Origin of the sequence: Ornithinimicrobium tianjinense, assembly GCF_014636495.1 — a bacterium.
Classification (GTDB): Bacteria; Actinomycetota; Actinomycetes; order Actinomycetales; family Dermatophilaceae; genus Ornithinicoccus; species Ornithinicoccus tianjinensis.
This window is the reverse complement of sequence record NZ_BMEM01000004.1, coordinates 343,046-368,308: the sequence shown is the minus strand read 5'-3', so window position 1 is coordinate 368,308 and position 25,263 is coordinate 343,046. Positions and strand designations below refer to the sequence as shown.

Annotated in this window: 22 protein-coding genes, 1 tRNA gene and 1 pseudogene; 12 read left to right on the top strand and 12 right to left on the bottom strand. The window is 74.8% G+C overall.

Annotated features, from left to right (window positions below):
- The first annotated feature begins 82 nt into the window (after nt 1–82).
- Nucleotides 83–1,510: pseudogene (locus IEV65_RS13335) on the top strand (sugar porter family MFS transporter).
- Nucleotides 1,511–1,554: 44 nt separating this feature from the next.
- Here IEV65_RS13335 and IEV65_RS13330 read toward each other — a convergent pair.
- Genes IEV65_RS13330 through nirB form a run of 3 tightly spaced genes read right to left on the bottom strand, consistent with a single transcriptional unit; the run spans nt 1,555 to nt 6,313 of the window.
- Nucleotides 1,555–2,661: a uroporphyrinogen-III synthase gene (locus IEV65_RS13330; RefSeq protein WP_188431550.1), complete on the bottom strand. Its 1,107-nt coding sequence runs from the start codon at nt 2,659–2,661 to the stop codon at nt 1,555–1,557.
- Nucleotides 2,658–3,695 (bottom strand): uroporphyrinogen-III C-methyltransferase, encoded by a 1,038-nt coding sequence (gene cobA / locus IEV65_RS13325; protein WP_122262644.1) that lies wholly within the window; start codon nt 3,693–3,695, stop codon nt 2,658–2,660. The genes IEV65_RS13330 and cobA overlap by 4 nt, the downstream gene beginning before the upstream one ends.
- Complete coding sequence (gene nirB / locus IEV65_RS13320) at nt 3,695–6,313, bottom strand: nitrite reductase large subunit NirB (RefSeq protein ID WP_188431548.1); 2,619 nt, start codon at nt 6,311–6,313, stop codon at nt 3,695–3,697. Before nirB ends, cobA begins: the two co-directional genes overlap by 1 nt.
- Nucleotides 6,314–6,558: 245 nt before the next feature.
- Between nirB and nirD the strand changes: the two genes are divergently transcribed.
- Genes nirD through IEV65_RS13300 form a run of 4 tightly spaced genes read left to right on the top strand, consistent with a single transcriptional unit; the run spans nt 6,559 to nt 12,215 of the window.
- The gene (gene nirD, locus IEV65_RS13315) at nt 6,559–6,948 is read left to right on the top strand and encodes a nitrite reductase small subunit NirD (RefSeq protein WP_229735270.1); all 390 of its coding nucleotides are present in this window, start codon (nt 6,559–6,561) and stop codon (nt 6,946–6,948) included.
- A 4-nt stretch (nt 6,949–6,952) separates the two neighbouring features.
- Complete coding sequence (locus tag IEV65_RS13310; protein WP_188431546.1) at nt 6,953–8,380, top strand: MFS transporter; 1,428 nt, start codon at nt 6,953–6,955, stop codon at nt 8,378–8,380.
- Nucleotides 8,381–8,388: 8 nt separating this feature from the next.
- Nucleotides 8,389–10,554, top strand: coding sequence for a molybdopterin oxidoreductase family protein (locus tag IEV65_RS13305; RefSeq protein ID WP_229735269.1), 2,166 nt, complete (start codon nt 8,389–8,391; stop codon nt 10,552–10,554).
- Nucleotides 10,551–12,215 (top strand): FAD-dependent oxidoreductase, encoded by a 1,665-nt coding sequence (locus tag IEV65_RS13300; RefSeq protein ID WP_229735268.1) that lies wholly within the window; start codon nt 10,551–10,553, stop codon nt 12,213–12,215. Before IEV65_RS13305 ends, IEV65_RS13300 begins: the two co-directional genes overlap by 4 nt.
- Before the next feature lie 24 nt (nt 12,216–12,239).
- On the opposite strand, the gene def is transcribed toward IEV65_RS13300, so the two are convergent.
- On the bottom strand, nt 12,240–12,809 hold the full coding sequence (def, locus tag IEV65_RS13295) for a peptide deformylase (RefSeq protein ID WP_188431544.1): 570 nt from the start codon (nt 12,807–12,809) through the stop codon (nt 12,240–12,242).
- Between the two features lie 19 nt (nt 12,810–12,828).
- Nucleotides 12,829–13,383: a CDP-alcohol phosphatidyltransferase family protein gene (locus tag IEV65_RS13290; protein ID WP_188431542.1), complete on the bottom strand. Its 555-nt coding sequence runs from the start codon at nt 13,381–13,383 to the stop codon at nt 12,829–12,831.
- A gap of 68 nt (nt 13,384–13,451) precedes the next feature.
- Between IEV65_RS13290 and IEV65_RS13285 the strand changes: the two genes are divergently transcribed.
- From IEV65_RS13285 to IEV65_RS13270, 4 genes are read left to right on the top strand one after another with little or no spacing between them, the layout of a single operon-like run.
- The gene (locus IEV65_RS13285; protein ID WP_188431540.1) at nt 13,452–14,423 is read left to right on the top strand and encodes a zinc-dependent alcohol dehydrogenase; all 972 of its coding nucleotides are present in this window, start codon (nt 13,452–13,454) and stop codon (nt 14,421–14,423) included.
- A gap of 26 nt (nt 14,424–14,449) precedes the next feature.
- Nucleotides 14,450–14,833: a 6-pyruvoyl trahydropterin synthase family protein gene (locus IEV65_RS13280; protein WP_188431538.1), complete on the top strand. Its 384-nt coding sequence runs from the start codon at nt 14,450–14,452 to the stop codon at nt 14,831–14,833.
- Between the two features lie 14 nt (nt 14,834–14,847).
- Complete coding sequence (locus tag IEV65_RS13275) at nt 14,848–15,903, top strand: glycosyltransferase family 4 protein (RefSeq protein WP_188431536.1); 1,056 nt, start codon at nt 14,848–14,850, stop codon at nt 15,901–15,903.
- Entirely contained in the window at nt 15,900–16,727 is an 828-nt protein-coding gene (locus IEV65_RS13270) for a class I SAM-dependent methyltransferase (RefSeq protein ID WP_188431534.1), read from the top strand. Before IEV65_RS13275 ends, IEV65_RS13270 begins: the two co-directional genes overlap by 4 nt.
- A 72-nt stretch (nt 16,728–16,799) precedes the next feature.
- Here the strand turns inward: IEV65_RS13270 and ribA are convergent, their stop codons facing one another.
- The 5 genes from ribA to upp all read right to left on the bottom strand — a co-directional run bounded on the left by ribA (nt 16,800) and on the right by upp (nt 21,167).
- Nucleotides 16,800–18,161, bottom strand: coding sequence for a GTP cyclohydrolase II (gene ribA / locus IEV65_RS13265; RefSeq protein ID WP_188431532.1), 1,362 nt, complete (start codon nt 18,159–18,161; stop codon nt 16,800–16,802).
- A 54-nt stretch (nt 18,162–18,215) separates the two neighbouring features.
- Nucleotides 18,216–19,043: a PH domain-containing protein gene (locus tag IEV65_RS13260; protein WP_188431530.1), complete on the bottom strand. Its 828-nt coding sequence runs from the start codon at nt 19,041–19,043 to the stop codon at nt 18,216–18,218.
- A gap of 18 nt (nt 19,044–19,061) precedes the next feature.
- On the bottom strand, nt 19,062–19,232 hold the full coding sequence (locus tag IEV65_RS13255; RefSeq protein WP_188431528.1) for a hypothetical protein: 171 nt from the start codon (nt 19,230–19,232) through the stop codon (nt 19,062–19,064).
- A 92-nt stretch (nt 19,233–19,324) separates the two neighbouring features.
- Nucleotides 19,325–20,515, bottom strand: coding sequence for an aminotransferase class I/II-fold pyridoxal phosphate-dependent enzyme (locus IEV65_RS13250; RefSeq protein ID WP_188431526.1), 1,191 nt, complete (start codon nt 20,513–20,515; stop codon nt 19,325–19,327).
- A gap of 13 nt (nt 20,516–20,528) precedes the next feature.
- Complete coding sequence (gene upp, locus IEV65_RS13245; protein ID WP_188431524.1) at nt 20,529–21,167, bottom strand: uracil phosphoribosyltransferase; 639 nt, start codon at nt 21,165–21,167, stop codon at nt 20,529–20,531.
- Between the two features lie 92 nt (nt 21,168–21,259).
- Between upp and IEV65_RS13240 the strand changes: the two genes are divergently transcribed.
- Complete coding sequence (locus tag IEV65_RS13240; RefSeq protein ID WP_188431622.1) at nt 21,260–21,736, top strand: nucleoside deaminase; 477 nt, start codon at nt 21,260–21,262, stop codon at nt 21,734–21,736.
- Nucleotides 21,737–21,746: 10 nt separating this feature from the next.
- Here IEV65_RS13240 and IEV65_RS13235 read toward each other — a convergent pair whose 3' ends face one another.
- Complete coding sequence (locus IEV65_RS13235; protein WP_188431522.1) at nt 21,747–22,535, bottom strand: DUF6174 domain-containing protein; 789 nt, start codon at nt 22,533–22,535, stop codon at nt 21,747–21,749.
- 87 nt (nt 22,536–22,622) lie between these two features.
- Between IEV65_RS13235 and IEV65_RS13230 the strand changes: the two genes are divergently transcribed.
- Nucleotides 22,623–22,712 (top strand) — tRNA-Ser (locus tag IEV65_RS13230).
- A gap of 75 nt (nt 22,713–22,787) precedes the next feature.
- On the opposite strand, the gene IEV65_RS13225 is transcribed toward IEV65_RS13230, so the two are convergent.
- Nucleotides 22,788–23,162 carry a type 2 periplasmic-binding domain-containing protein gene (locus IEV65_RS13225; protein ID WP_188431520.1) on the bottom strand — a complete coding sequence of 125 codons (375 nt, stop codon included), beginning with the start codon at nt 23,160–23,162 and terminating at the stop codon, nt 22,788–22,790.
- Nucleotides 23,163–23,276: 114 nt separating this feature from the next.
- On the opposite strand from IEV65_RS13225, the gene IEV65_RS13220 reads away from it, so the two are divergent.
- The gene (locus tag IEV65_RS13220; protein WP_188431518.1) at nt 23,277–25,253 is read left to right on the top strand and encodes a cell wall-binding repeat-containing protein; all 1,977 of its coding nucleotides are present in this window, start codon (nt 23,277–23,279) and stop codon (nt 25,251–25,253) included.
- The last annotated feature ends 10 nt before the right edge of the window (nt 25,254–25,263 follow it).

Below are 25,263 nucleotides of genomic sequence, written 5' to 3'. Positions count from 1 at the left end.
GGTGCCAAACACCCTCCGGTCGGGCACACTGGCTCCCACGCGGCCACGTGGACGTGGCCCGTCCCGACGGAGAGGCGAGCCCATGGTCAGCAGCGGCACGAGCACGGCCCGAGAGGGGGGCCGCGACTACCTCCTCGGTCAGGCGATCCTCCTGGCCTCGGTGGCGGCCCTGGGCGGGTTCCTCTTCGGCTTCGACACGGCGGTGATCAACGGGGCCGTCAACGCGATGCGCGAGGACTTCGAGATGGGGCCGGGGATGACCGGCTTCGTCGTCAGCTCGGCGCTGCTCGGGTGCGTGGCCGGCGCCTAACTCGCCGGTCGTCTGGCCGAGCGGATGGGCCGGATCAGGGTGATGGTGCTGGCGTCGGTGCTGTTCACGGTCTCGGCCGTCGGCTCAGGCCTGGCCTTCGGCGCCTGGGACATGATCCTGTGGCGGGTCGTCGGCGGCGTCGGGGTCGGGGCGGCATCGGTGATCGCGCCGGCCTACATCGCCGAGATCTCGCCGGCCTCGATCCGCGGCCGGCTCGGCTCGCTGCAGCAGATGGCGATCGTGACGGGCATCTTCGTGGCCCTCCTGTCCGACTACTTCCTGGCCACCGTCGCGGGCGGGTCAGGGGACGCGCTGTGGGGCAGCACCGCCTGGCGGTGGATGTTCTGGGCCGAGGTCATCCCGGCCGTCGCCTACGGTGTCCTGGCGCTCACCATCCCCGAGTCGCCCCGCTACCTGGTCACCCTGGGCAGGGTCGACGAGGCGCACCAGGTGCTGGGACGGGTGATGCTCTCGGGCATCCCCGAGCGCGTGGCCGAGATCCAGCGCACCGTCCGCCGCGAGGCCCGCGCCTCGCTCAACGACCTGCGTGACAGCGCGGGGAAGGTCCTGCCGATCGTCTGGATCGGCATCGGCCTGTCCGTCTTCCAGCAGTTCGTCGGCATCAACGTGATCTTCTACTACTCCTCCACCCTGTGGCAGGCGGTCGGCTTCACCGAGGAGGACGCGCTGACCCAGACGGTGATCACCTCGGTGACCAACATCGTGGTGACGATCGTGGCGATCGCCCTCATCGACAAGATCGGGCGCCGCCGGCTGCTGATCATCGGCTCGGCCGGGATGTTCCTCTCGCTCGGCACGATGGCGTGGATCTTCGCCACCGCCGACCGGGTGGTCGGTGAGTCGGGCTCGGTCGAGCCGGTCCTCTCGGCCACCCAGGGGCCGGTCGCCCTGGTCGCGGCCAACCTCTTCGTCGTCTTCTTCGGTATGTCGTGGGGCCCGGGGGTCTGGGTGCTGCTCGGCGAGATGTTCAACAACGCGATCCGGGCGACAGCGCTGGGGATCGCCGCGGCGGCGCAGTGGCTGGCCAACTTCGCGATCTCGACGTCCTTCCCCGTGATGGCCGAGGTCGGCCTGGGCTTCGCCTACGGCTTCTACACCGTGTGCGCGCTGCTGTCCCTGTTCTTCGTGCTCAGGTGGGTGCCGGAGACGAGCGGCCGCGAGCTGGAGGACATGGACTGACGCGAGCCCGCGGTGGTGCGGCGTGAGGTGGGCGCCCACCCACCTCACAGGACCGGCACCCGGTAGCCCCGCTTGCGAACGGTCCGGATGAGGCCGGGGGCTGGCAGCGCGCGCCGGACCCGGCTGACGGCCATCTCGACCGCGTGCGCGTCGAGCGGGCTGGGCAGGGCCTGGCCGAGCTCGACCTGGCTCAGCGTGCGTCCCTGTGCCTCGAGCAGCACCCGGAAGAGCGCCACCTGGTTGGGCGTCAGGGTGGCCCCGGTCCCGTCCACGCTGACGTGGCGCCCCCGCAGCTCCACCGCACCCTCGGCGGTGCGGGCGTGCACGACGCGCGCCTCGACCAGGTGCTCGCACAGCAATTTGATGAGCGCGCCGGTCCGGTAGCGCTCGGGGACGAGCGGGTCGACGCCGGCCTCCTGCAGCGGGGCGGCGGTCACCGGACCGACGCAGGCGGTGACGACGTCGCCGCGCAGCGCCTCGTGCAGGGTCTCGACCAGCCCGTGGCGCGCGGCGACGGCGAAGAAGGCCTCGACCGCCGGCGCGCTGGTGAACGTCAACGCGTCCACCGTGCGCGCACAGACCGCCTCGACGAGCCGCAGCACGGCCGCCACGTCCTCGTGGTGCCGCCAGCGGTAGGGCGAGACCGCCAGCACGGTCGCGCCCGCCCGGCGGAGGCGACCGGTGGCCTCCTCGTCGAGGTAGCCGGCGTGCTGGACGACGACGACCGCGTCGCGCACGTCGTGCTGCAGCACCCGGTCGACGAGGGAGGTCATCGTCTCGTGCTCACCCGTGCCCTGGTCCTCGAGGCCGACGGCGCGGACCGCACCGCGTGCCTTGGGTCCGCGGACGAGGATGCGGGTCGCCGCCAGCGTGGAGAGCAACGGCTCCAGCAGCCCCTCCTCGTCGGAGAGCTCGAGCCAGCGCCTCATGCCGTAGCCGGTGCTGGCCAGCAGGATGTCGGGTCGGGCCGCGAGCACGGCCCGCGTCTCCGCGACCACGGCGGGGTCGTCCCCGGTGCCGGTCCGGATGGTGGGGGCGTGCAGGACCTCGGCACCGCGGCGCTCGAAGGCGTCGATGTACTCCTGCGAGCGCCGGTCGTTCGTCAGGCCCACCCGGAAGCCGGCCAGCGACGGGGTGGACGGGCGCGTCATACGCAGGCCCCCACGGCGACCGCGAGCTCGGCGACACCGTCGGGCCCGGCGAGCCGCACGACCTCGCCGACGACGACCACGGCCGGTGAGGAGACGCCCGGGGGCCCGCCCCGCGAGCAGACGGCGCCCACGGTCGTGATCCTCGTGCGCTGCCCGGGCAGGAAGCCGCGCTCCACCACCGCCAGGGGCATCGCCGCGTCCATGCCGGCGCGCACGAGGCCCGCCGCGACCTGGGTGAGGGTGTTCACGCCCATGAGGACGACGAGCGTGCCGCCGACGCCGCGCAGGTGCGCATACTCCTCCTCGTCGAAGGGGACGTGACCGGACACGACGGTGAACGACCGGCTCAGCCCCCGGTGCGTGACCGGGATCCCGGCGGCGCCGGGGACCGCCACGGCACTGGTGACCCCGGGTATGACGTGCACGTCCACCCCGGCGGCCCGGCAGGCGGCCACCTCCTCCGACCCCCGGCCGAACACGAACGGGTCGCCGCCCTTGAGCCGCACGACGTGGGCGCCGGCGAGGGCGTGCCCGACCAGGAGCCGCTCGATCTCGCGCTGCGGCACGGCGTGGTGCCCCGGCGTCTTGCCGACGTCGACGAGCTCGGCACCGGGGGCCAGCTCGGCGAGCCGGTCGTGCGGGCCGAGCCGGTCGTAGAGGACGACGTCGGCGGCGGCCAGCGCGTCCCGTCCCGCGACGGTGAGCAGGTCCGCGTGCCCCGGCCCGCCCCCGACCAGCGTGACGCGTCCCCGGTCGCCAGCCGGCGGTGCGGTCGTCACCGGGACCCGCGCCGACCGGGCGGACGACCGGACCAGCTCGCGGTCACGCTCGGGTCCCTCGACCCAGACGACGAGGTCGGCGGCGGGACCGGCAGGGGGCTCGGCAGAGGGACGCAGGAGCGTGACCGCCTCGCTGGCCGGGAGGACGAGGGCGGTGCCGCCGGCGGCCTCGACGCCCGCGCGCACCCGTCGCGTCGCGGCCGGTCCGCCGACGACGAGCACGGTCCGGCCGGCGAGGTCGAGGTCGACGCGCATCAGCGGCCCCCCGGCAGGTCGTCCGCGGGGCGGACGGGGATCGCCGTGCCGGCGATAAGCGTCGCCCGCTCCTGCGGTGTCGCGGGCCGGCGCTGACCGCGCTCGGGGACCAGGACCACCTCCGGGTCGGGCTGGTCGGGGGCGTTGACGAACGAGCGGAAGCGGGCCAGGCGCACCGGGTCGCGCAGAGTCGCGGCCCACTCGTCCTCGTAGCCGGCGACGTGCTGCTCCATCGCCTCCTCCAGCTCGGCGGCCAGCCCCAGGGAGTCCTCGCAGACCACCTCGCGGACGTGGTCGAGGCCGCCGGGCAGCTCCTGCTGCCACCGGGACGTGCGCTGGAGACGGTCCGCGGTGCGCGCGTAGTACATCAGGTAGCGGTCGACGTAGCGGACGAGCGTCTCGTCGTCGAGGTCGGTGGCGAGCAGCTCGGCGTGGGCGGGCTGGAAGCCGCCGTTGCCCCCCACGTAGAGGTTCCAGCCCTGCTCGGTGGCGATGACGCCGACGTCCTTGGACCGGGCCTCCGCGCACTCGCGGGCACAGCCGGAGACCCCCAGCTTGATCTTGTGGGGCGAGCGCAGCCCCCGGTAGCGCTCCTCGAGCAGGATCGCCATCGCGACGGAGTCCTGGACCCCGTAGCGGCACCACGACGACCCGACGCAGGACTTCACCGTGCGCAGGCTCTTGCCGTAGGCCTGCCCCGACTCCATGCCGGCGTCGACGAGCCGCCGCCAGATCTGGGGCAGCTGCTCCAGCCGCGCTCCGAGCAGGTCGATGCGCTGACCTCCGGTGATCTTGGTGTAGAGCCCGAAGTCCCGCGCCACCTCGGCGATGACCATGAGCTTGTCCGGGGTGATCTCGCCGCCGGGGACCCGCGGGACGACCGAGTAGGTCCCGTCCTTCTGCAGGTTGGCCAGGGCCCGGTCGTTGGTGTCCTGCAGGGGGCCGGCGCCGTCGTCGAGGATGTAGTCCCCGGTCTGGGTGGCAAGCACCGAGGCGACGACCGGCTTGCAGATGTCGCAGCCCAGCCCGGTCACGAAGCGGCGCATGACCTCCTCGGCCGTGCGCAGCCCCAGGACCCGCACCGCCTCGAACAGCTCGGCGCGGCTGAGCTCCACGTGCTCGCACAACGCCCGGGAGATGGCCACCCCGGTGCGGGTCAGCTCGGCCTCGAGGATCCGCTTGACCAGAGGTGTGCACGAGCCGCACTGCGTCCCGGCGCGCGAGCACGCCTTGAGGCTGCCCAGGTCGGTGCACGCCGGGCCCTGCTCGCCCCGGATCCAGCTCGTGATGCACCCGGCGGTCACGTTGTTGCACGAACAGACGATCGCGTCGTCCGGGAGCTCGGCGTCCGGGGGCGCCTGACCGCCGGCGGACAGGTAGGCCGCGGGCTCGGCGTCGAGGGGCCGCCCGACCAGCGGGCGCAGGGCCGAGTAGGGGGAGGCGTCGCCGACGAACATGCCGCCGAGGAGGGTGCGTGCGTCGGGGCTGACGACGACCTTCTGGTACAGGCCGCGGGCGGGGTCGGCGTAGACGACCTCCAGGGACCCCTCCGTGCGGGCGAAGGCGTCGCCGAAGCTCGCCACGTCGATCCCGGCGAGCTTGAGCCGCGTCGCGTCGTCGACGCCGGGGAAGACCGCGCTCCCTCCCCAGATCCGGTCCGCGACGACCTCGGCCATCGCGTTGGCGGGTGCCACCAGTCCGATGCAGCGGCCGTCGACGGCGGCCACCTCCCCGACCGCCCAGACGTGCGTGACGCTCGTCGCGCACGTGCCGTCGACGAGCACGCCCCCGCGCTCGCCGAGCGACAGGCCGGCGGCGCGGGCCAGCTCGTCCCGGGGCCGGATGCCGACGGAGAGCACGACGACGTCGGCGGCGACGACCGTGCCGTCGCCCAGGCGGGCGCCGCGCACGACACCGCCCTCGGTGAGGACCTCCTCGGGCGGCGAGCCGAGGTGCAGCGAGATCCCGGCGTCGCGCACGAGACGGCCCAGCGCCTGGCCGGCACCCTCGTCGAGCTGCGTGCTCATGAGCCACCGGCCGAGGTCGACGACCGCGGCCTCGGCACCGAGCTGAGCCGCACCCCCGGCGGCCTCGAGGCCGAGCAGCCCGCCCCCGACGACGAGCACCCGGGCGGGCCGGCCCTCGCGTGCCGCGACCTCGGCGATCTCCGCGGCCAGGGTGTCCACGTCCTCGAGCGTGCGGTAGACGCGCGCGGCCGAGGCGTTCGTCACGGGAGGCACGAAGGGGAAGGACCCCGTGGCGAGGACCAGCTCGTCGTACCCCACCTCCTCCCCGGAGGCGAGGACGACCGTGCCTGCGGCGGTGTCGATCCCGGCCACGGCCGTCCCGGTCCGCAGCGTGACGGCGGCGTGGTCCCAGACGTCGGGCGCCAGGGTGAGGTCGACCGGACCGGCCAGCCGCCGGGACAGGGCCACGCGGTCGTAGGGCCGGTGCGGCTCCTCGGCGAGGACGCTGACGACCAACGGGCTCCCGACCGCCGGGAGCCGGGAGACGAGCGCCTCGGTGAGCCGGTGGGCCGCGGGGCCGCCGCCCACGACGACGACGCGCCGGGGGTCGTCCTGGCCGGGGCCGGGACGAGAGTTCTGGTCGGGGGTCATGGACTGCTCCTCGGGGGAGGGTGCGCTGACCGTCCGGACGCTAACGGGGTTGCGTGTCCACCGTGTTTCCCCCTCGTAACGCCGCATGACGCAGCGCTCACGGTGGGTCCCCGGAGGCGTGGGCGAGCCGTAACGAGCCGGAACCACGACGGGCGACCGACCGAAACACGACCCGCCTAGCGTCGGCCTCACCGGACGTCACCCGCCTCCACCGGGCGACGTCACACCGACGGAAAGGACCCATCGTGCCGTCCACCACGACGACCTCCCACCACGTCTGGACCACCGTGTGCCGCGCCGCCGACCTCGCCCCGTGCTGGGGCGAGGCGGCGCTGGTCGGCGACGCCCAGGTCGCGATCTTCCTCGTCCCCGAGGACGGCGACCTCCAGGTCCGGGCCGTGTCCAACATCGACCCCGCCACGGGGGCCGCGGTGATGTCCCGCGGGATCGTCGGCTCCCGGGCGGGCCGACCCACCGTCGCCTCGCCGCTGCACAAGGACGTCTACGACCTGGTGACCGGCGAGTGCTACACCACCCCCGCCCTGCACCTGCCGGTCTGGCAGGTCCGCCAGCAGGACGGCGTCGTCGCCGTGGCGCCGCTGGCCCTCGCCGCCGACGCCGCCGCTGCCGGGTGAGACCATGACGACCCTCGTCTCCCCGCCGGGCGGACCGTCCGCCCGCACGCTCGTCCCCCCGGGCCCGCCAGCGGCCGCCCCCGGGCTCACCTCCCGGCCGCGCCGCTGGGTCGACGGCTGGGACCCCGAGGACCCGGCGCAGTGGACCGGTGGCGGCAAGCAGGTCGCCGACCGCAACCTGCGGTGGTCGATCTTCGCCGAGTTCCTCGGGTTCTGCGTCTGGCAGCTGTGGTCGATCGTCGTGGTGTCGCTGCCCGCGGCCGGCTTCGACCTCACCACCGGTCAGCTGTTCTGGCTGATCTCGATGCCGGCGCTCGTCGGCGCGACGTTGCGCATCCCCTACACCTTCGCGGTGTCCCGCTTCGGCGGGCGCAACTGGACCATCGTCTCGACCGGGCTCCTGCTCGTGCCGACGACCGGCCTGGCGCTCGTCGTCCAGCGGCCGGACACCTCCTTCGGCGTGCTGCTGGTCGTCGCGGCCCTCGCGGGCGTCGGCGGCGGCAACTTCGCCAGCTCGATGGCCAACATCACCTTCTTCTACCCCCAGCGCGACAAGGGCTGGGCCCTGGGCCTCAACGCGGCCGGCGGCAACCTCGGGGCGGCCGTCGCCCAGCTGGTCGTGCCGATCGTCATCACCGTCGGCGCGGGCACGGCCCTGGCCCTGCCGCTGGCCGGCTGGGTCTGGGTGCCGCTGATCCTCGTGGCGATGGTCGGCGCCGCCGTCCGCATGGACAACCTCACCACGGCGCGCGCCGACGTCTGGGCCATGCTCGCGGTCCTGCGCGAGCCGCACCTGTGGGTGATGTCGCTGCTGTACGTGGCCACGTTCGGGTCCTTCATCGGCTTCGCCGGGGTGTTCCCCAAGCTCGTCGCCGACCAGTTCCCCCAGTTCTCGGCGTTCCAGGTCGGGTCGGCGAGCCTGTCGCTGGCCTTCCTGGGCGCTCTCGTCGGCTCGCTCTCGCGTCCCTTCGGCGGCCGTCTGGCGGACCGGTTCGGGGGCACGGTGGTGACCATGGGCTCGCTCTCCGTCCTCGCGCTCGGCGCGCTCGCCGTGAGCCGCACGATCGAGCTGGCCACCTTCCCCGTCTTCCTCGGTCTCTTCCTCGTGATCTTCGCGGCGGCGGGGATCGGCAACGGCTCGACCTACCGGATGGTCCCGACGATCTTCGCCCTGCGGGCGGGCGAGCGTGAGGCCCACCACCGACCCGGTGACGTCGGGGCCCAGCGGGCCGCCTCGGCGGCGCTCGGCCTCATCTCGGCGGTCGGCGCCTACGGCGGCTTCCTCATCCCCCAGGCGCTCGGTCGCTCGCAGACCGTCTACGGCACCTACGAGGTGGGACTGCTCTGGTTCGTCGCGGCGTATGCCGTGATCCTCGCCGTGACCGGCGGGGTCTACCTGCGGATGAGCCGGCGCACCGGTGTCCGGATCTGAGGAGAGACATGACCATCACCTCCGCGACCATCACCTCCGCGACCGACACCCACTGCCCCTACTGCGCCCTGCAGTGCGGCATGCGTCTCACCCCTGCGGGGCGCACGGTCGAGGTGGCCCCGCGCGAGTTCCCCACCAACCGGGGCGGGCTGTGCCGCAAGGGGTGGACCGCCGCCGAGGTGCTCACCGTCGGCGACCGGGTCACCCGCCCGCTCGTCCGTGACGCCGACGGCGACCTGGTCGCGGCCACGTGGGAGCGCGCGCTGGCGGTGGTCGCCGACGGCCTGCGGGACGTGCGCCGGCGCCACGGCGCGGACGCGGTCGGTGTCTTCGGCGGCGGCGGACTGACCAACGAGAAGGCCTACCACCTGGGCAAGTTCGCCCGGGTCGCCCTCGGCACCTCCCGCATCGACTACAACGGCCGCTTCTGCATGTCGTCGGCAGCGGCGGCGGCCAACCGGGCGCTGGGTGTGGACCGGGGTCTCCCCTTCCCGGTCACCGACCTCGACGCCGCCTCGACGATCCTGCTCCTCGGTTCCAACCCCGCCGCCACGATGCCGCCGCTGCTCTCGCACCTGCAGGGGGCACGCGAGCGCGGTGGTCTCGTCGTGGTCGACCCCCGCCGGTCGCAGACGGCCGAGCTCACCGCCGAGGGCGGGGGCACGCACCTGGCCCCCGCGCCGGGCACCGACCTCGTCCTGCTCCTCGGGCTCACGCACGTGGTGCTGGCCGAGGGGCTGGCCGACGAGGCCTACCTGGGGGAGCGGACCGAGGGGCTGCGCGAGCTGCGGCTCAGCGTCAACGCGTGGTGGCCCGAGCGCGTCCAGCAGGTCACGGGGGTGCCGGTCGGCCGGATCCGCGACGTCGCCCGACGGCTGGCGGCCGGGAACGGCGTCTACGTCATCACCGGGCGCGGCGTCGAGCAGCACGTCGACGGCGCGGACACCGCCACCGCGGCGATCAACCTGGCGCTCGTCCTCGGGCTGGTCGGCCGGCCCGGCTCCGGCTACGGCACCCTCACCGGGCAGGGCAACGGGCAGGGGGGTCGCGAGCACGGCCAGAAGTGCGACCAGCTGCCCGGCTACCGCTCGATCTCCGACCCGGCCGCCCGCAAGCACGTGGCCGGCGTGTGGGGCGTCGCCGCCGACGAGATGCCCGGCCCGGGACTGCCCGCCGTCGAGCTGCTGGCCTCGATGGGCAGACCCGGCGGCGTGCGGGCCCTGCTCGTCCACGGCTCCAACGTCGTCGTCAGCGCTCCCGACGCGGGCGCGGTCCGCGCGGGTCTGGGCGGGCTCGACCTGCTCGTCGTCTGCGACTTCGTCCTCTCCGAGACCGCCGAGCTGGCCGACGTCGTCCTCCCGGTGACCCAGTGGGCCGAGGAGGAGGGGACGACGACCTCGCTGGAGGGGCGGGTGCTGCGCCGCCGGGCCGCCGTGCCGCCACCCGGTGAGGCGCGCAGCGACCTGTGGGTGCTCGCCGAGCTGGCCCGCCTCCTCGACGCCCCGGGGGCGTGGCCCACGGAGCCCGCCCAGGTCTTCGACGAGCTCGCGCGCGCCAGCGCCGGCGGCCCCGCGGACTACTCCGGGCTCTCGCACCGCCTGCTCGACACCGGGGTGGCGGCCTACTGGCCCTGCCCGGCCCACGTCATACCCGAGCCTGGGAGCCGGGTGACGGTGGAGGGTGACGTCGTCGGGACCCCCCGGCTCTTCGCGGACCGCTTCCCGCGGCCGGGCGGGCGGGCCAGGCTGGTGCCGGTCACGCCCGTCGTGCGCGAGCCCCTGGGGCAGCGCGGGGGCCAGCTGACGATGATCACCGGACGGCTGCTCGAGCACTACCAGTCCGGGGCGCAGACCCGTCGGGTGCCCGAGCTGCTCGCCGCGCAGCCGCGGCTCACGGCCGAGCTGCACCCGGCGACCGCGTCCCGGCTGCGGCTGGTCGAGGGGGATGAGGTGTCGGTGCGCAGCCCCCGCGGCAGCGTGCGGGCCCGGCTCCGGCTCAGCCCCGGGATGCGCCTCGACACCGTGTTCCTGCCCTTCCACTACGCCGGGGCCGAGTGCACCAACCTGCTCACCGAGGCGGCGGTGGACCCCGTCTCGCGGATGCCCGAGTTCAAGCGCACCCTCGTCGTCGTCGGGCCTCCCGACGACGAGGCCGACCAGGAGGACCTCCCGTGAACCAGCCCGTCCGGCCCCCGGCGCCCGCCGCCGCCCGCCCCTCGCGCGTCGTCCTCGTCGGCTACGGCCCCGTGGGTGCCCGGTTCGTCGAGGGTCTCCTGCCGGCCGTCGCGGCCGGGTCGATGACCCTGACCGTCCTCGGGGCCGAGGCGGAGGACGCCTACAACCGCGTGCTGGTGGGGGAGTATGCCGTCGGCCGCACCGGCCGGCAGCGGCTGGAGATCACCGACACGGCCGCCGCCCGCGCGGCGGGGGTGACGATCCGCACGGCCGAGGCGGCGGTCGCGGTGGACCGCTACCGGCAGAGGGTGCGCACGGGAGCGGGGGACCACGTCCCGTACGACCGGCTGGTGCTCGCCACCGGCTCACGCGCCAACGTGCCCCGGCTGGGCGGTCTCGAGGGGGTCGGCCGCGTCCCCTCGGCCCCGCCCGACGCGACGGGCGACCTCGACCGGGGTCGGGCCGTGCGCCCGCGTGGCGTGGTGACGCTGCGCGACCTGCGCGACGCCGAGACGGTGCGCGAGGTCGTGGGGACCCGCGGTCGGGTCGTGGTCCTGGGCGCCGGCGTCCTCGGGATGGAGATCGCGCTCGCCGTGCGCGACGTGGGCGCGGAGGTGAGCGTCGTCCACACCGGGGAGACCCCGATGGCGGGCACCCTGGACCGGGACGGCGGGCGCATGCTCGCCCGTGCTGCCCGACGGGCCGGGGTCGAGGTGCACGCGCACGCCGTGGCCGAGTCGGTGAGCCTGCGGCAGACCGGCTCGGGGGCGCAGTTCCGGGGGCTGGTGTGCGCCGACGGCACGTTCGTCGGCGGAGACCTGCTCCTCCTCTCCTGCGGGGTGCGGCCGCGCACCGAGCTGGCTGAGGCGGCAGGGCTGGACACGGAGTTCGGCATCCTGGTCGAGCCGGACCTGCGCTGCTGGGGCGACCCTGACGTGTTCGCCGTCGGTGACTGCGCCCAGGTCGCGGCCCCGGGTGACCGGGGTCCCGACGGGCGGGTCGGGGGTGCCCCCTCCGGGCTGCTCGCACCCGGGTGGCGGCAGGCCGAGGCGCTCGCGTCCCGGCTCGTCGCCGAGGCCGAGGGGCGGTCGCCGGTCGACCGCGGGCCCGCCCCCCGCCGCCCGCACGTCGTCATGGTCAAGGCCAGCGGAGTCGACGTCGTCGCCGGCGGCACCGTCGACGTCGACCCGTGGGACGAGGCGGTCGACGGTGCCCGCGAGGTGTCCCAGTGGCTGGACCCGGCCCGCGGTCGCTACGTCAGGACGGTCGCCCGGGACGGCGTGCTCGACGGTTTCGTCGCCGTGGGGGCTCCCCGGGCCGGTGCCGAGCTGACGCTCCTCCTCGAGCGGGGTGCCGAGCTGCCCGAGGACCCGGGCGTCGTGCTGCGTCTCGACTCCGCGCACGAGGCGACGGTCAGCTCCGGGCCGGACGACCCGGCGGCCACCGTGTGCTGGTGCAACGGGGTCCCCGCGGGGACCGTGACCGAGGCTGCTGCCGCCGGTGCGGTGACCGTCGAGGACGTCGGCCGCGCGACCCGCGCCGGCACCGGGTGCGGTGGCTGCCGGGGACGGATCGCCGAGCTGCTGTCGTGCGCGGCCGGCGCGCAGGCCGGCACCACCCACGGGCACGACCACCCGGACCCGGTCCTGGCCCCCGCGTGAGGGACGCCCGGGGCCCAGGGCGGCTCAGACCTTGTCGGCGGTGGTGCTCGACGGGTCCCACCTGAGGACGCCGTCGGCGGCCCAGCCGCGGTCCTTGACCGCCTCGCGGGCCTCGCTCTTGAAGCGCGCGGTGAGGCGGTCGACATACAGGTAACCGTCGAGGTGGTCCGTCTCGTGCTGCAGGCAGCGGGCGAGCAGGCCCTCGCCCTCGATGACGACCTCGTTGCCCTCGAGGTCGGTGCCGGTGACGCGGGCGCGCGGGTGACGGGCCAGGGGGAACCACTCGCCGGGGACGGAGAGGCAGCCCTCGCCGTCCTCCTCCTCGTCAACGGGGGCCGGGGTGCCGAGGCGCTCGAGGACGGGGTTGATCACCTCGCCCCGCGCGTTGGGGCCGTCGGGCACCGGGCAGTCGTAGACGAAGATGCGCAGCCGCGAGCCGACCTGGTTGGCCGCGAGACCGACGCCGTCGGCCGCCTCCATCGTGTCGTACATGTCCGCGACGAGGGTGCGGATCTCGTCGGTGACCTCCTTGACCTTCTTGGTCGGGGAGTGGAGGGCCTTGTGGCCGATGACGGTGATGGGACGGACTGCCATGGCAGCAAAGTCTAAGGACTCAGCCGGCCTGCTCCAGCCACCGCACGTCCACGGCGAAGGACCAGACCACCCACGCGACCGCCGCGGCCACCGCGACCTGCACCGCCGGCTCCGGCCAGAAGGGTGCGGCCGCGATGACCAGGGTGCCGGTCAGGGTGCCTCCCGCGAGCCGGCGCGCGGCGCGGAAGGGCAGGGTCCGCCGCCAGCGCCGCCGCCAGACCTGGACGAGCAGGAAGACGGGGTAGAGCAGCCCGCCGACCAGCGCCCAGGGGGCCACGGGGGCGAGCGCCACCGCGACCACGAGGACCAGCGCGCCGTCGACGCCGGAGTCGAGCCGCGCCCCGTGCTCGGTGACGGACCCGGTGCGGCGTGCGACGTACCCGTCCAGGGCGTCCGCGGACCAGACGACCACGCCGAGCACGACCACCCACCAGGCGCGGGTCGGCGCGCCCGCGGCCAGCGCGGCGGCCACGAGGGCGGCGAGGACGAGCACCACCGCGCCCCGCGCCAGCGTGACGACGTCGGCGGGGGTCACGCGCGCCGGCGGACCGGCCAGGGGCGGGGCGGGCCTCATCGTGGTCACCCTAGGTGTACGGACGGGCTCCGCCTGCGGATGTCGGCGCGCGGCGCAAGAATGCAGCGATGGAGGCCCGCGCCTACTGGACCGAGGCCCCCGGCCGCGGCGTTCTGCGCGTCGAGGAGCTGCCCGAGCCCGGCCGGGGCGAGGCGCTGGTGCGCGCCACCCTGTCCGCCGTGAGCCGCGGCACCGAGCTGCTGGTCCACCGCGGGGGCGTCCCGCCCGAGGTCGCCGAGCGGATGCGGGCGCCCTTCCAGGTCGGTGACCTGCCCGGGCCGGTGAAGTACGGCTACCTGTCCGTCGGCGTCGTCGAGGCGGGGGAGCCGGGGTGGGTGGGCCGGCGCGTCTTCTGCCTGCACCCCCACCAGGACCGGTATGTCGTGCCCGTCACCGCCCTCACGGCGCTGCCCGACGACGTGCCCGACCGGCGCGCGGTGCTCCTCGGCACCCTCGAGACGGCGGTCAACGCGCTGTGGGACGCGGGGCCGCTCTACGGCGACCGGGTGGCGGTGGTCGGCGGCGGGATGGTCGGGCTGTGCGTGACCGCGCTGCTGGGCCGGATGCCGCTGGAGCGCCTGGAGCTCGTCGACCCCGACCCGGGGCGGCGGGCGCTCGCGGCCGGGCTCGGCGCGCGGGGCGTGGCGCCGGCGAAGGCGGCCGGCGGTTGCGACGTCGTGCTCCACGCCTCGGCGACCGGCGCGGGGCTGCAACGGGCCCTCGAGCTGCTCGGCGACGAGGGCGAGGTGGTCGAGCTGTCCTGGTACGGCGACACCGCCGTCTCCCTCGACCTGGGCGGCGTCGTCCACGCGCGACGCCTCCGGCTGCGCGCCAGCCAGGTGAGCCGGGTCAGCCCGGCGCGCTCCGTGCGCCGCACCCCCGTCGACCGGATGGCGCTCGCGGTGCGGGCCGCGGCATACCCCGCGCTGGACGCCCTGCTCGCCGGGCCGACGCCCTTCGAGGACCTGCCCGGCCTCCTGGACCGCCTGGCCGCCGGGGAGCCTGGCCCGTGCCACCTCGTCTCCTACGCCAGCCCCTGACCCGTCCCGCAGCCACCAGGAGGACCATGTTCACCCTCACCGTCCGCGACCACGTCATGGTGGCGCACTCGCTACCGGACCCGGCGTTCGGCCCGGCGCAGCGGCTGCACGGCGCCACCTACGTCGTCGAGGCCTCGCTGGAGCGTCCCGACCTCGACGAGCACGGGATCGTGGTGGACATCGGCGAGGCGACGGCCGCGCTCGCCGAGGCGCTCGAGCCGTTGGCCTACCGCAACCTGGACGAGCTGGAGGAGTTCGTGGGTCGGCTGACGACGACCGAGGTGCTGGCGCGGTGGGTGGCCGAGCGGCTGGCCGACCGTCTCGGGGCGGCGGGGCTGTCCGCCGTCACCGTGGTCCTGCGCGAGCACCCCGACGCCTGGGCGTCCTACCGCCTGCGGCTGCGCTGGTGAGGGTCCTCCTCGTCGTGCCCGACCGCCCCCCGACGGCGCCCAGCGGCGGGGACCGGTATGACGCCGCCCTCGCCTCCGCGCTCGCCGGCCACGGCGTGCGGGTGCGGACGGTCCGCGCGGCCGGTGGGTGGCCGTGGCCCGACGGGGACGCGCTGCGGGCGCTGGGCGAGGTGCTGGTGGTGGGTGGCAGGCAGGAGGTCGTGCTGGTGGACGGGCTCGTCGGGTGTGCCGCCCCGGATGAGCTGCAGGCCTGCGCCTGGGTGCGGCCCACGGCGGTGCTGCTCCACTCGAGGCTCTCGGTCGGCGCGGGGGAGACGGGGGAGAGGGCGGCGCTGCTCGACGAGGCGGAGGCAAGGGCGCTGGGCGCCGTCGGGCTCGTCGTGGTCCCGAGCGGGCGGGCGGCCGCCGAGGTGGGGGAGCGCTACCGGATCGCCGGAGGTCGGGTGCTCGTGGCGCCTCCCGGCGTCGACCCGGCGCCCGTCTCGGCCGGCTCGCAGGGCATACCTCAGCTCCTGACCCTCGCCGCGGTGACGCCGCTGAAGAACCACGGGCTGCTCCTCGAGGCGCTCGCCGGGATGCGGGACCTGCCGTGGCGGGCCGTGCTGGCCGGGCCGCAGCCGGACGCTGCGCACCTGCGGCGGCTGCGCGCGCGGGCCGCCGCGCTGGGCCTCGAGGAGCGGGTCAGCTGGCCGGGAGCGGTCGTCGGGGAGGTGCGCGACCGGGTCTGGGCGGCGACCGACCTGCTGGTCCACCCGTCCCGCAGCGAGACCTACGGCCTGGTCGTGACCGAGGCGCACGCGCGCGGCATACCGACGGTGGTGGGCCGGGGGACCGGGGCCGAGGAGGCGCTGGGCGCACCGGACCGGGCCGGGGGCCCGCCCGGGGCAGCCGTCGACGTGGGAGGCCCGGAGGAGATGGTGCGGGTGCTGAGGCGGTGGCTGACCGACGGCGAGGTGCGGCGTGGTTGGCGGGCCGCCGCGCTCGCCCGGCGTGGGGAGCTGCCGGGGTGGGACGTGACGGCGGGGACCGTCACCGAGGCGCTGGAGCAGCTGGCGGGGGTGCGGCGATGAGCGAGCAGACGCCCGTGAGGGCGGACTGCGGGTGGCTGGCGCTGCGCCGGGCGGAGGACGAGGAGGCGCGCGACCGTGGTGGGTCCCACCTGCTCGCCCGGCTGGGGGAGCACCTGGTCGAGAGCGGGGCGGAGGTGGTGGAGATCGTGGACGTGGGGGCCGGGACCGGGGCGAACGCCGGCTACCTGCGGCCCCGGCTGCCGTGGGCGCAGGAGTGGGTGGTGGTCGACCATGACGCCGACCACCTGCGCGAGGCCGGGCACGGCGACGCGGTGCGGGTCGCGGCCGGGGTGGTGGACCTGCCGGAGGTGTTGCGCGACCTGCCGCCGCGGGGCGACCTCAGGCTGCTGACGTGCGCTGCGCTCCTGGACGTCCTGTCGGGGCCGGAGCTGGAGCGGTTCGCCGACGCTGTGGTGGACTCCGGCGGGCGGGCGCTGCTGACCCTGACGGTGGACGGAAGCGTGCGGTTCGATCCGGGCGAGGTGCTCGACCACGGTGTGCGTCGGGCGTTCGACGCGCACCAGCGGCGCGGCGGGCGGCCGGGGCCTGACGCCGCGCGGGAGATGGCCCGGTTGCTCGTGGCCCGCGGACTCGGCGTGACCGTCGCCCGGACCCCGTGGCGCCTCGGCCCGGAGCGTCCGCAGCTGCTCCGTCGCTGGCTCGACGAGCGGGTGGACGCGGTGCTGGAGGAGGGCTCCCTGCCTCCCGACGAGGTCACCGCCTGGCACGCCCGACGCGGAGCGCAGGCCGACGCGGGCCAGCTGCGCGTCGGCGTCGGCCACGTCGACCTGCTCGTCCTCCCCCACATCCCACCGAGCGCCTGACGTGGTGTGCAGCCTCACGAGCCAACCACTCGGCGCGCTCGGTGGGGAGGGGGGTGGGGATGGGCGAGGGAGTCAGGGGCGCAGGACGAGCTCGGTGACGACGTCCTCGCCGGCGAGCCAGCGGCGGGCCGTCGGGCGCAGGGCCTCGGCCATGCTGTCGCGGCCCTCGACGCGCAGGCCCGGCACGCCGTCCCCCACGAGCACCGGTGCGGTCGTCAGGAAGAGCCGGTCGACGACCCCCGCGGCCACGAAGGCGGAGACCAGCCGGCCACCACCCTCCACGAGCACACGCTCCAGACCGCGGTCCGCCAGCAGGTCGAGCACCGCGGCGGGGTCCATCGCCCAGGAGCCGGGCCACCGCACCAGCTCGACGTGCGGCGCCAGCCCGGCGCCCGGCTCGTCCTCGCCGCACGTCACCTGCGGCCCCACCACCCAGATGGTCGGAGCGACCCCGTCGGTGAGCAGGGCGGTCTCCCGAGGCAGTCGCCCCCCGGGGTCCAGCACCACCCGCGTGGGGTGCGGCCCGGGCACGTCGCGCACGGTCAGGCGGCAGTCGTCCCGGGCGGCGGTGGCGCCACCGACCACGACGGCGTCCACGAGCGCCCGCAGGCGGTGGAGGTGCTCCCGGTCCTCCTCGCCGGTGACGAACCGCGCGTCCCCGGTGCGGCTCGCGATGAAGCCGTCCAGGCTCTGACCCAGCTGCGCGAGGACGAGCGGACCCGCATGGGCCACGAGCGCGCCATACCGATCCGCGAGATCCCCCGCCGCCGGGACCACGCCGGACAGGAGAGCCTCCCAGTCGTCGACCGGCGGGCCGTCGTGGCCCATCCGCTCCCGCTTGGTGGTCAGATAGCGGACGTTCTCCGGGCGGGCGGCCACCGTCAGGCGTTCGCGGGCCACGACCTCGATCCCCAGCTCGCGCAGCGCCGCCTCCTTGGCCGGGTTGGAGCTGAGCAGACGCACGGCCCCGACGCCGAGGTCGTCGAGGATCGCCGCAGCGGCGGCATAGGTCCGCGCGTCGGCAGGATGGCCGAGCGCGAGGTTGGCGTCCACGGTGTCCAGGCCGCCGTCCTGCAGGGCGTAGGCCCTCATCTTCTCGACCAGCCCGATCCCGCGCCCCTCATGGCCGCGCAGGTAGAGCACGGCGCCGCGCCCGGCCGCCGCGACCGCCGCCAGCGCCTGGTGCAGCTGCTCCCCGCAGTCGCAGCGGCGCGAGCCGAGCGCGTCCCCGGTGAGGCACTCCGAGTGCAGCCTGACCAGCGGGGCCGCCGGAGCAGCGCCCGGCCCGTCGCCCGCCCCGTCCGCCAGCCCGAGGCTCAGCGCGACGTGCTCGTGCCCGTCGCTGTCCCGGTATGCCGTGAGCCGGAAGGTCCCGTGCGCCGTGGGCAGCGTGGTGTCCGCGAGACGTTCGGCAGCGATCCGCACCGTGGTCATCCTGTGAGTATCGACCGACAATCCTGCGCTGTCCCCGTGGAGCGCCAGGCGCTCTCAGCGGTATGGCGTGGGGTCCGGGTCGACCGCGACCCGCCGCTCGGTCCTCCCGCGGGTGGCGGCGCGGGCGCGGCGTGCCTCGTCGTCGACCCAGTCCCAGTCCGAGGGCAGCTCGTGCCGTTCGACCGGCTCCCACCGCCGACGCTGGCCCCCCAGGGGGCGGACCCGTGCGACGTCGGGGTCGAAGCGGTCGCCGAAGCCGGGCCTCTCGTCGTCGACGTCGGCCGTCTCGAAGGGGTCGGTCTCGGCGTGCTCGGCGAAGGCCCGGCCCGCGGCGGCCCGGGCCCCCTGCTCGCCACCGGTCCGTGGCTGGTCGCGGAAGAGGATGGCGCAGATGCGGCGGTACTTCTCGTCCGGGTCGGGCAGGAAGTCGATCTCGCGCATCGCCTGGTCCTGGCCGGCCGACTCCAGCACGAACCGGCCGTAGCCGAGGAGCCGCCCGAGGATCGAGCGCTGGTAGTTCATGTCCGTGACCTTGTTGAGCGGCATCATCGCCACCCGCTGCGAGATCAGCCCGTAGACCAGGAGGAGGCGCCGGTCGGTCGCGACGAACCAGTCGTTGTGCCAGGCCAGCAGCTTCCAGACCGCGCGCCCGACGACGACCAGCCACGCCAGCCACAGCGGGCCGCCGAGCACCGCGGTCCGCGCGTCGAGGTTGGCCACGAGCCAGCCCACGAGGAGCAGGGCGCCGAGCGTGGTGGCGAAGGGCTCCGCGAGCACGGCCCAGTGCTGCCGGGTCGCGACGACGGGCACCTCGCCCTGCAGCAGGTAGCGATCCAGGACCCGGCGGCTGATCCGCAGCGAGGGGCTGGTGTCGGAGGCCATGGTGGCGCCTGGTCCGCCCTAGCCGTTGACGATGCTGCTGAAGAACCGACCGATGTTGAGCACGCCCTGGCTGATGATGTCCCAGATCGCGCGGACGATGTCGGCGGCGCGGTCGGGGTTGGTGATGATCGCGTAGATCAGGAATCCCCACACCAACCAGTGCAGGACCTTCTTGACCGTGGGTGGCATCGGAGTCCTCCGGGATCGGTGGGCACAGTCTGGTGCCAGTGTGGCAGAAGGGACGGGGTATGCCGTGCAGCGCGCCGGTCCGCGCGTCGGGGTCAGCCGCGCGGCCGCAGCAGGGGTGAGGCCGCCATCCGGTCCAGCGCCTCGGCGACCTCCTGGGTCGAGCCGGCGAAGGACAACCGCACCTTGCGGTGGCCCTCGGCCGTGTCGAAGTCCACCCCGGGCGTCAGCGCCACACCGCAGTCGTCGAGCAGCTCGCGGCACCACGTCACCGAGTCGTCGGTGAGGTGAGCGATGTCGAGCCAGGCGTAGAAGGCGCCGTCCGGCGGGGCGTAGTCGTGCAGCCCCAGCTCGGGGAGGCGACGGATCAGGAGCTCGCGCGTGGCGGCATACCGGGAGCGGTGCCCGTCGAGCTCTACGCGCGCCTGCTCGGTGAACGCGCCGAGGGCGGCGTGCTGGGAGATCGCCGGCGCGCAGATGTTGAGGTTGCCGGTCACGACCTCCAGCGGTCTGCGCAGCGCCTCCGGGGCGAGGAGCCAGCCGAGGCGCCAGCCGGTCATCGAGAAGTACTTGCTGACCGAGCCGACGACGACCGCCTCGCGCGAGGTCTCCCAGGCGCACGCGGTCGGCCGCTCGTAGGAGAGCCCGTGGTAGATCTCGTCGCTGACCAGCAGCGTCCCGTGCGCCTCGCACCACTCGGCGAGCTCGGCCAGCACGTGGCTGTCGATGACCGTGCCCGTCGGGTTGGCGGGCGAGGCGACGATGAGACCGGCGGGAGGCCCCGACGACGCAGCCAGCGCCTCCAGGTGTGCGACGGTCGGCTGGTAGCGGGTGTCCGGACCGCAGTCGAGCTCGACGACCTCGCACCCGAGCGCCTGGAGGGTGTTGCGGTAGGCCGGGTAGCCGGGTCGCGTCATCGCCACCACGTCGCCGACGTCGAAGGCGGCCAGGAAGAGCGCGGTGAAGGCGCCCGAGGACCCGGGGAAGACGACGACCTCGTCCGGGTGCACGTCGACGCCCGAGACCCGGTGGTGGTAGCGCGCGATCGCCTCGCGCAGCGGCAGGATCCCGGTCGACTCGGTGTAGCCGAGCACCTCGGCGTCGATCACCTCGACCGCCCGCGAGCGCGCGGCGGCCGGCGCCGGCGTGGACGGCTGCCCGGCGCACAGCATGATGACGTCACCGTGGGTGCGCTGGCGCCCGGCCGCGGCCTTGAGCACCTCCATGACGTGGAAGGGCTCGACCTGGGACCGGCGTGAGGGCTGCGAGGAGGTGCGGGTCGGCATACCCCGCACCATCTCAGACGACGCCGTAGAGGCGGTCGCCGGCGTCGCCGAGACCCGGCACGATGTAGCCGTGCTCGTTGAGCCGCTCGTCGATCGCTCCGGTCACCAGCGTGACCGGCAGGTCGATGTGGGCGAGCTCGGCCTGCACCCGCTCGATGCCCTCCGGCGCCGAGAGGAGGGTGATCGCGGTGATGTCGTCGGCGCCGCGCTCCACGAGGTACTGGATCGCGGCGATGAGCGTGCCACCGGTCGCGAGCATCGGGTCCAGGACGTAGCACTGCCGCTTGTCGAGGTCCTCCGGCAGGCGGTTGGCGTAGGTGTGCGCCTCCAGCGTCTCCTCGTTGCGGACCAGCCCGAGGAAGCCGACCTCGGCGGTCGGCAGCATGCGCATCATGCCGTCGAGCATCCCCAGCCCCGCGCGCAGGATCGGCACGACCAGCGGCTTGGGGGAGGCGAGGTGGATGCCGGTCGTCGTCGCCACCGGGGTCTCGATCTCGAACGGCGAGACCCGCACCTCGCGCGTGGCCTCGTAGGCGAGCAGCGTCACCAGCTCGTCCGCGAGCCGGCGGAAGGTGGGGGTGTCGGTGCGCTTGTCCCGCAGGTAGGTCAGCTTGTGGGCGATCAGCGGGTGGTCGGCAACGTGGACGCGCATGGGTCAGACTCTAGGTCGTGAGCGACGTCGACGACAGCCGGTCCGCAGGTGTTCCGCGGATCACCTGGGGGCAGGAGGGGTATGCCGCGTGGATGGGTCTCGCGCTCGCCGAGGCCGGTCGTGCGGCCGGGTCGGGCGACGTGCCGATCGGGGCCGTGGTCATCGGGCCGGGTGGCGACGTCGTGGGTCGCGGGCGCAACGTCCGCGAGGAGCGCGCCGACCCGACGGGTCACGCGGAGGTCGTGGCCCTGCGCGAGGCGGGGGAGACGCTGGGGGAGTGGCGTCTCGAAGGGTGCACCCTCGTCGTGACGCTCGAGCCGTGCGCGATGTGCGCGGGAGCCTCGGTGCTGGCGCGGGTGGACCGCATCGTCTTCGGCGCCTGGGACGAGAAGGCCGGTGCCTGCGGCTCGGTGTGGGACCTGCCGCGCGACCGCCGGGCGCTGCACCGCCCCGAGGTCGTCGGCGGCGTGCGCGAGGAGGAGTGCGGTCGGCTGCTGCTCGACTTCTTCCGGCCCCGGCGCCTTGACGCGCACGTCAGTGGCGAGTCGTGGCCCCCAGAGGGGCCATAAGTCACCACGCTCAGCCTTCGCGGTAGCCGGAGATGACGTAGCAGCTCTCGTCGTCGACGCCGTGCTCGACCGGATCGGCGAAGACCCAGCGGGGCACACCCGCACCGTCGACCGCGACCTCGACCCGCCCGCCGTCCGCGGCTGCGGCGGCTCGGGCCTCCTCGAGCATCTGGGAGATCGTCGGCACCTGGTCGGGGGCGATGCCGGTCCGGCCGTCGTCGTGCGCCGTGACCTCGGCCACCGCGCCGCCCCGGACCGTCACGCCGTAGCCGCCGATGAGACTGCGCTCGCCGCACCAGCTGTGGACGGTGAACGAGTGGTCAGCGGGAGCGGCCCAGTCCGGGACCTCGTCGGTGGCGCCCCGCGCTGGCGAGGACCAGCGGGGTCCAGCCGGGCAGACGGCGGTGCCGACGGCCTCGCCCTCGAGGCAGGCTGCGTCGACGAGGTCGCGAGCGCCGAGGGACTCGTCCAGGTCGACCTCGACCGGGACCGTGTCGTTGCCCTGACAGGTGGAAGCGCCGGGGGGCAGCCGCGCGACGTCCGTCCGGATGATGACGCGGTCGTCCTCGTAGGCCACCCGCGGCTTCAGCACCTCGCCAGTCACGCCACCGGCGCAGCCGAGCCTGGTGACGCCGATCAGGAGGTGCTGGCTCGTGGGGTTGACCGTGTCCGGCTCCAGCAGCTCCCAGGTGGCGACGGCGCCCTCGGCAGGGAGCGGTTGCGTCCCCGGGCTGCTGGCCGAGCACCCGACGACGAGGGCAAGGGGCACGAGCACGGCATACCGGAGGAAGGGCCTCATGGGCCTTTGACCGCGCCCGGGCGATGGGGGTTCCTCCGCCCGGCCACGATTTCGGCGGGCCGTTCACCGTCAGGTAACCTGTCCGACGGTGGCGTGTCCGAGCGGCCTAAGGAGCACGCCTCGAAAGCGTGTGAGGGCGCAAGTCCTCCGTGGGTTCAAATCCCACCGCCACCGCCATGCCAGTCCTGAGCCGCGACTCGTCGACACGAGTCGCGGCTCAGTGCTTTTGCCTGGCTCTGACGGAGGTGGCGCTCAGCCCATCATCCCGGCGCCCATGGTCACCAGGAGCATGACCATGGCCCCGAACCAGAGGGCGCCGAGCACGAGGAACGCCGTGCCGATGATGCCGAGGATCAGCCCCGCCTGCAGCGAGGACCGGTTGGCCACCGGCACCGGCGAGGCGTCGGCCTCCCGCAGCGCACGGCGGCTCATCGCCCACGCGAAGGGCCCCAGGAAGGGCAGGACCGTCACCCCGAGGATCCCGAGCACGAGCACCGTCGCGCCCTTGGGGTGGGTCGTGTACGCGGCGGGCGCCCCCCACGCGGCCTGCGGAGCGGGGGTGTAGGGGTTGTCAGGCTCCCGACCAGTGCCCTGGCCCGGGAGCGGCGGTGGCTGGACGCTGCTCATTCCTCGACTGTATGCCGTTCCCCCTCCAGAGGGAGGCGGCCTGTCGCCGGAGGGTCATAGGCTCGAACTGATCGCGCGGCAGGAGGCTGCGCCACGCAGAGGGGCTCCTGTCCGATGAAGTGCAACCCGACGATCCTGCCCGCCGCGCTCGCCCTGTGTCTCGCGGGCCTGCCGGCCGTCGCGGCCGGTGCCGACCAGCCTGGCCCTCCGCTCGACCGTGAGGAGGCGCTGGCCCCGGTGTCAGCGCACGAGCAGGGGCCCTCCCTCGACCGCACGGGCGACCTCGTGGCCACGAACGAGGTGGCTCAGCAGGCCGCGGCGGACACGCGGCCCGAGGCCGCGGCGGCGGCCGCGGCATACCTGGACACCAACGTGGACGGGGTGCTCCACGGCAGCCCCGACATGACGGCGCAGGTCGCCCTCGCGCTCGTGGCCGTCGGTGGGCACGACGCCAAGGTCGCCCAGCTGCTCGACGCCATCGAGGCGCAGGTGGGTGCCGAGGGCATCACGCCGGTGCAGGCGGCCTCCGTCTCCCTGCTGGTCACGGCGACCGGCGGAGACCCGTGGGCGTTCGGCGGGGTGGACCTCGTCGAGCTGGTCCGCGCTGACCTGGCCGACAACGGCCGGTGCGACCAGAACGGCGGTTACCTGAGCCAGGTCACCAATGCGGCCGAGTGCGCCCTGGCGCTGACGCGCGCCGGGGTCGTGGTGCCGCAGGTGGCGCTGGACACCCTCGCGCCCCAGGCCGATCCGGTGACCGGCGGTCTCCTGGAGTGGGACGGCCTCCTCTACGCCTATCCCAACGCCTCCGCGCTCGACGCGCTGACCGCCCTGGACGCCCTGGACGCCGTGGCCGGCACGCGCCGCCACGGGCTGGGTGCCCGTGACTTCCTCTGGGGCTACGGCGAGGTGGACGGGCCGTTCGACAGCACCCAGGCGATCGTCGTCAACGCGCGCGTCGTCCAGGCGCTCGCCGTCGTCGGCGAGGACGTGAGCGCCGCCCTGTCCTGGCTCGAGGCGCAGCAGCTGCCCGACGGCAGCCTGCCTGACGTGGCCGGCAGCGCGACTCCCGACCTGATGGCGACGGCCCACGCCGCGATCGCCTTCAGCGGGCGCAGCCTGGGCACCGTCGGGCCGGGGGCCCACGTCGTCGCCTACGGATCCCACCCCTACGTCGTCCGCACGACCGGCGCCGACCGCTACGAGGTCGCGGCCAACCTTGCGACCGCGTGGGTCGACGGCTCGCAGACCGTGGTGATCGCGTCCGGCCAGTCCTTCGCCGACGCCATCCCCGGCTCGGCGCTCGCGGCCCACTTCGGGGCCCCGATCCTCCTCGCGCGCCAGGGCTCCCTGCCCGCGACCACCCGCGCCATGCTGCGCGAGCTGCAGCCGACGGACATCGTCGTCATGGGTGGCGAGGCGGCCGTCGGCCCCGAGGTGTTCAACGCACTGCACAACTACGTGGTCGGTGGTGACGTCCACCGGGTCGACGGCGCCAACCGCTACGAGGTCTCGGCCAACGCCTCCTACCAGTGGGATCCGGGCACGGCCCGGCAGGTCTACCTCGCGACCGGCGAGAACTGGCCCGACGGGCTGACCGGTGGCGCGGAGGCCGGCCGGCTCGACGTGCCGATGTTCCTCACCAAGAAGGACGCCGTCCCCTCCGCCGTGCTGCGGGCGATGAAGGACCTCGGTGTCACCGACGTCGTAGTGCTGGGCGGGACGAGCGCCATCAGCACCGCCGTCGAGTGGCAGCTCCAGAACAACGGGTTCGCCACAGGCCGGATCAGCGGCGTCAACCGGTATGACGTCGCCGCCAAGGTGGCGCGCGGGGACGCCCAGCCCGGCCCCTACGCGTTCGTCGCGAGCGGCCTGAACTGGCCCGACGCCCTGGCGACCGGTCCCCTCGCCGCAGCGCTCGCCTCGCCGCTCGTCCTCGTCAAGGGAGACGCCGTGCCGGGCGTGACGGCGCAGCGGATCGTCACCGAGAAGGCCGCCCTGGTGTCGGTGAGCGGAGGGCCCGTCGCGGTGTCCGGGCCGGTGGCCGGAGACCTGCGGCTCCTGACCACGTACAGCCCGTTCGAGCCGTGACCTGGCCCGG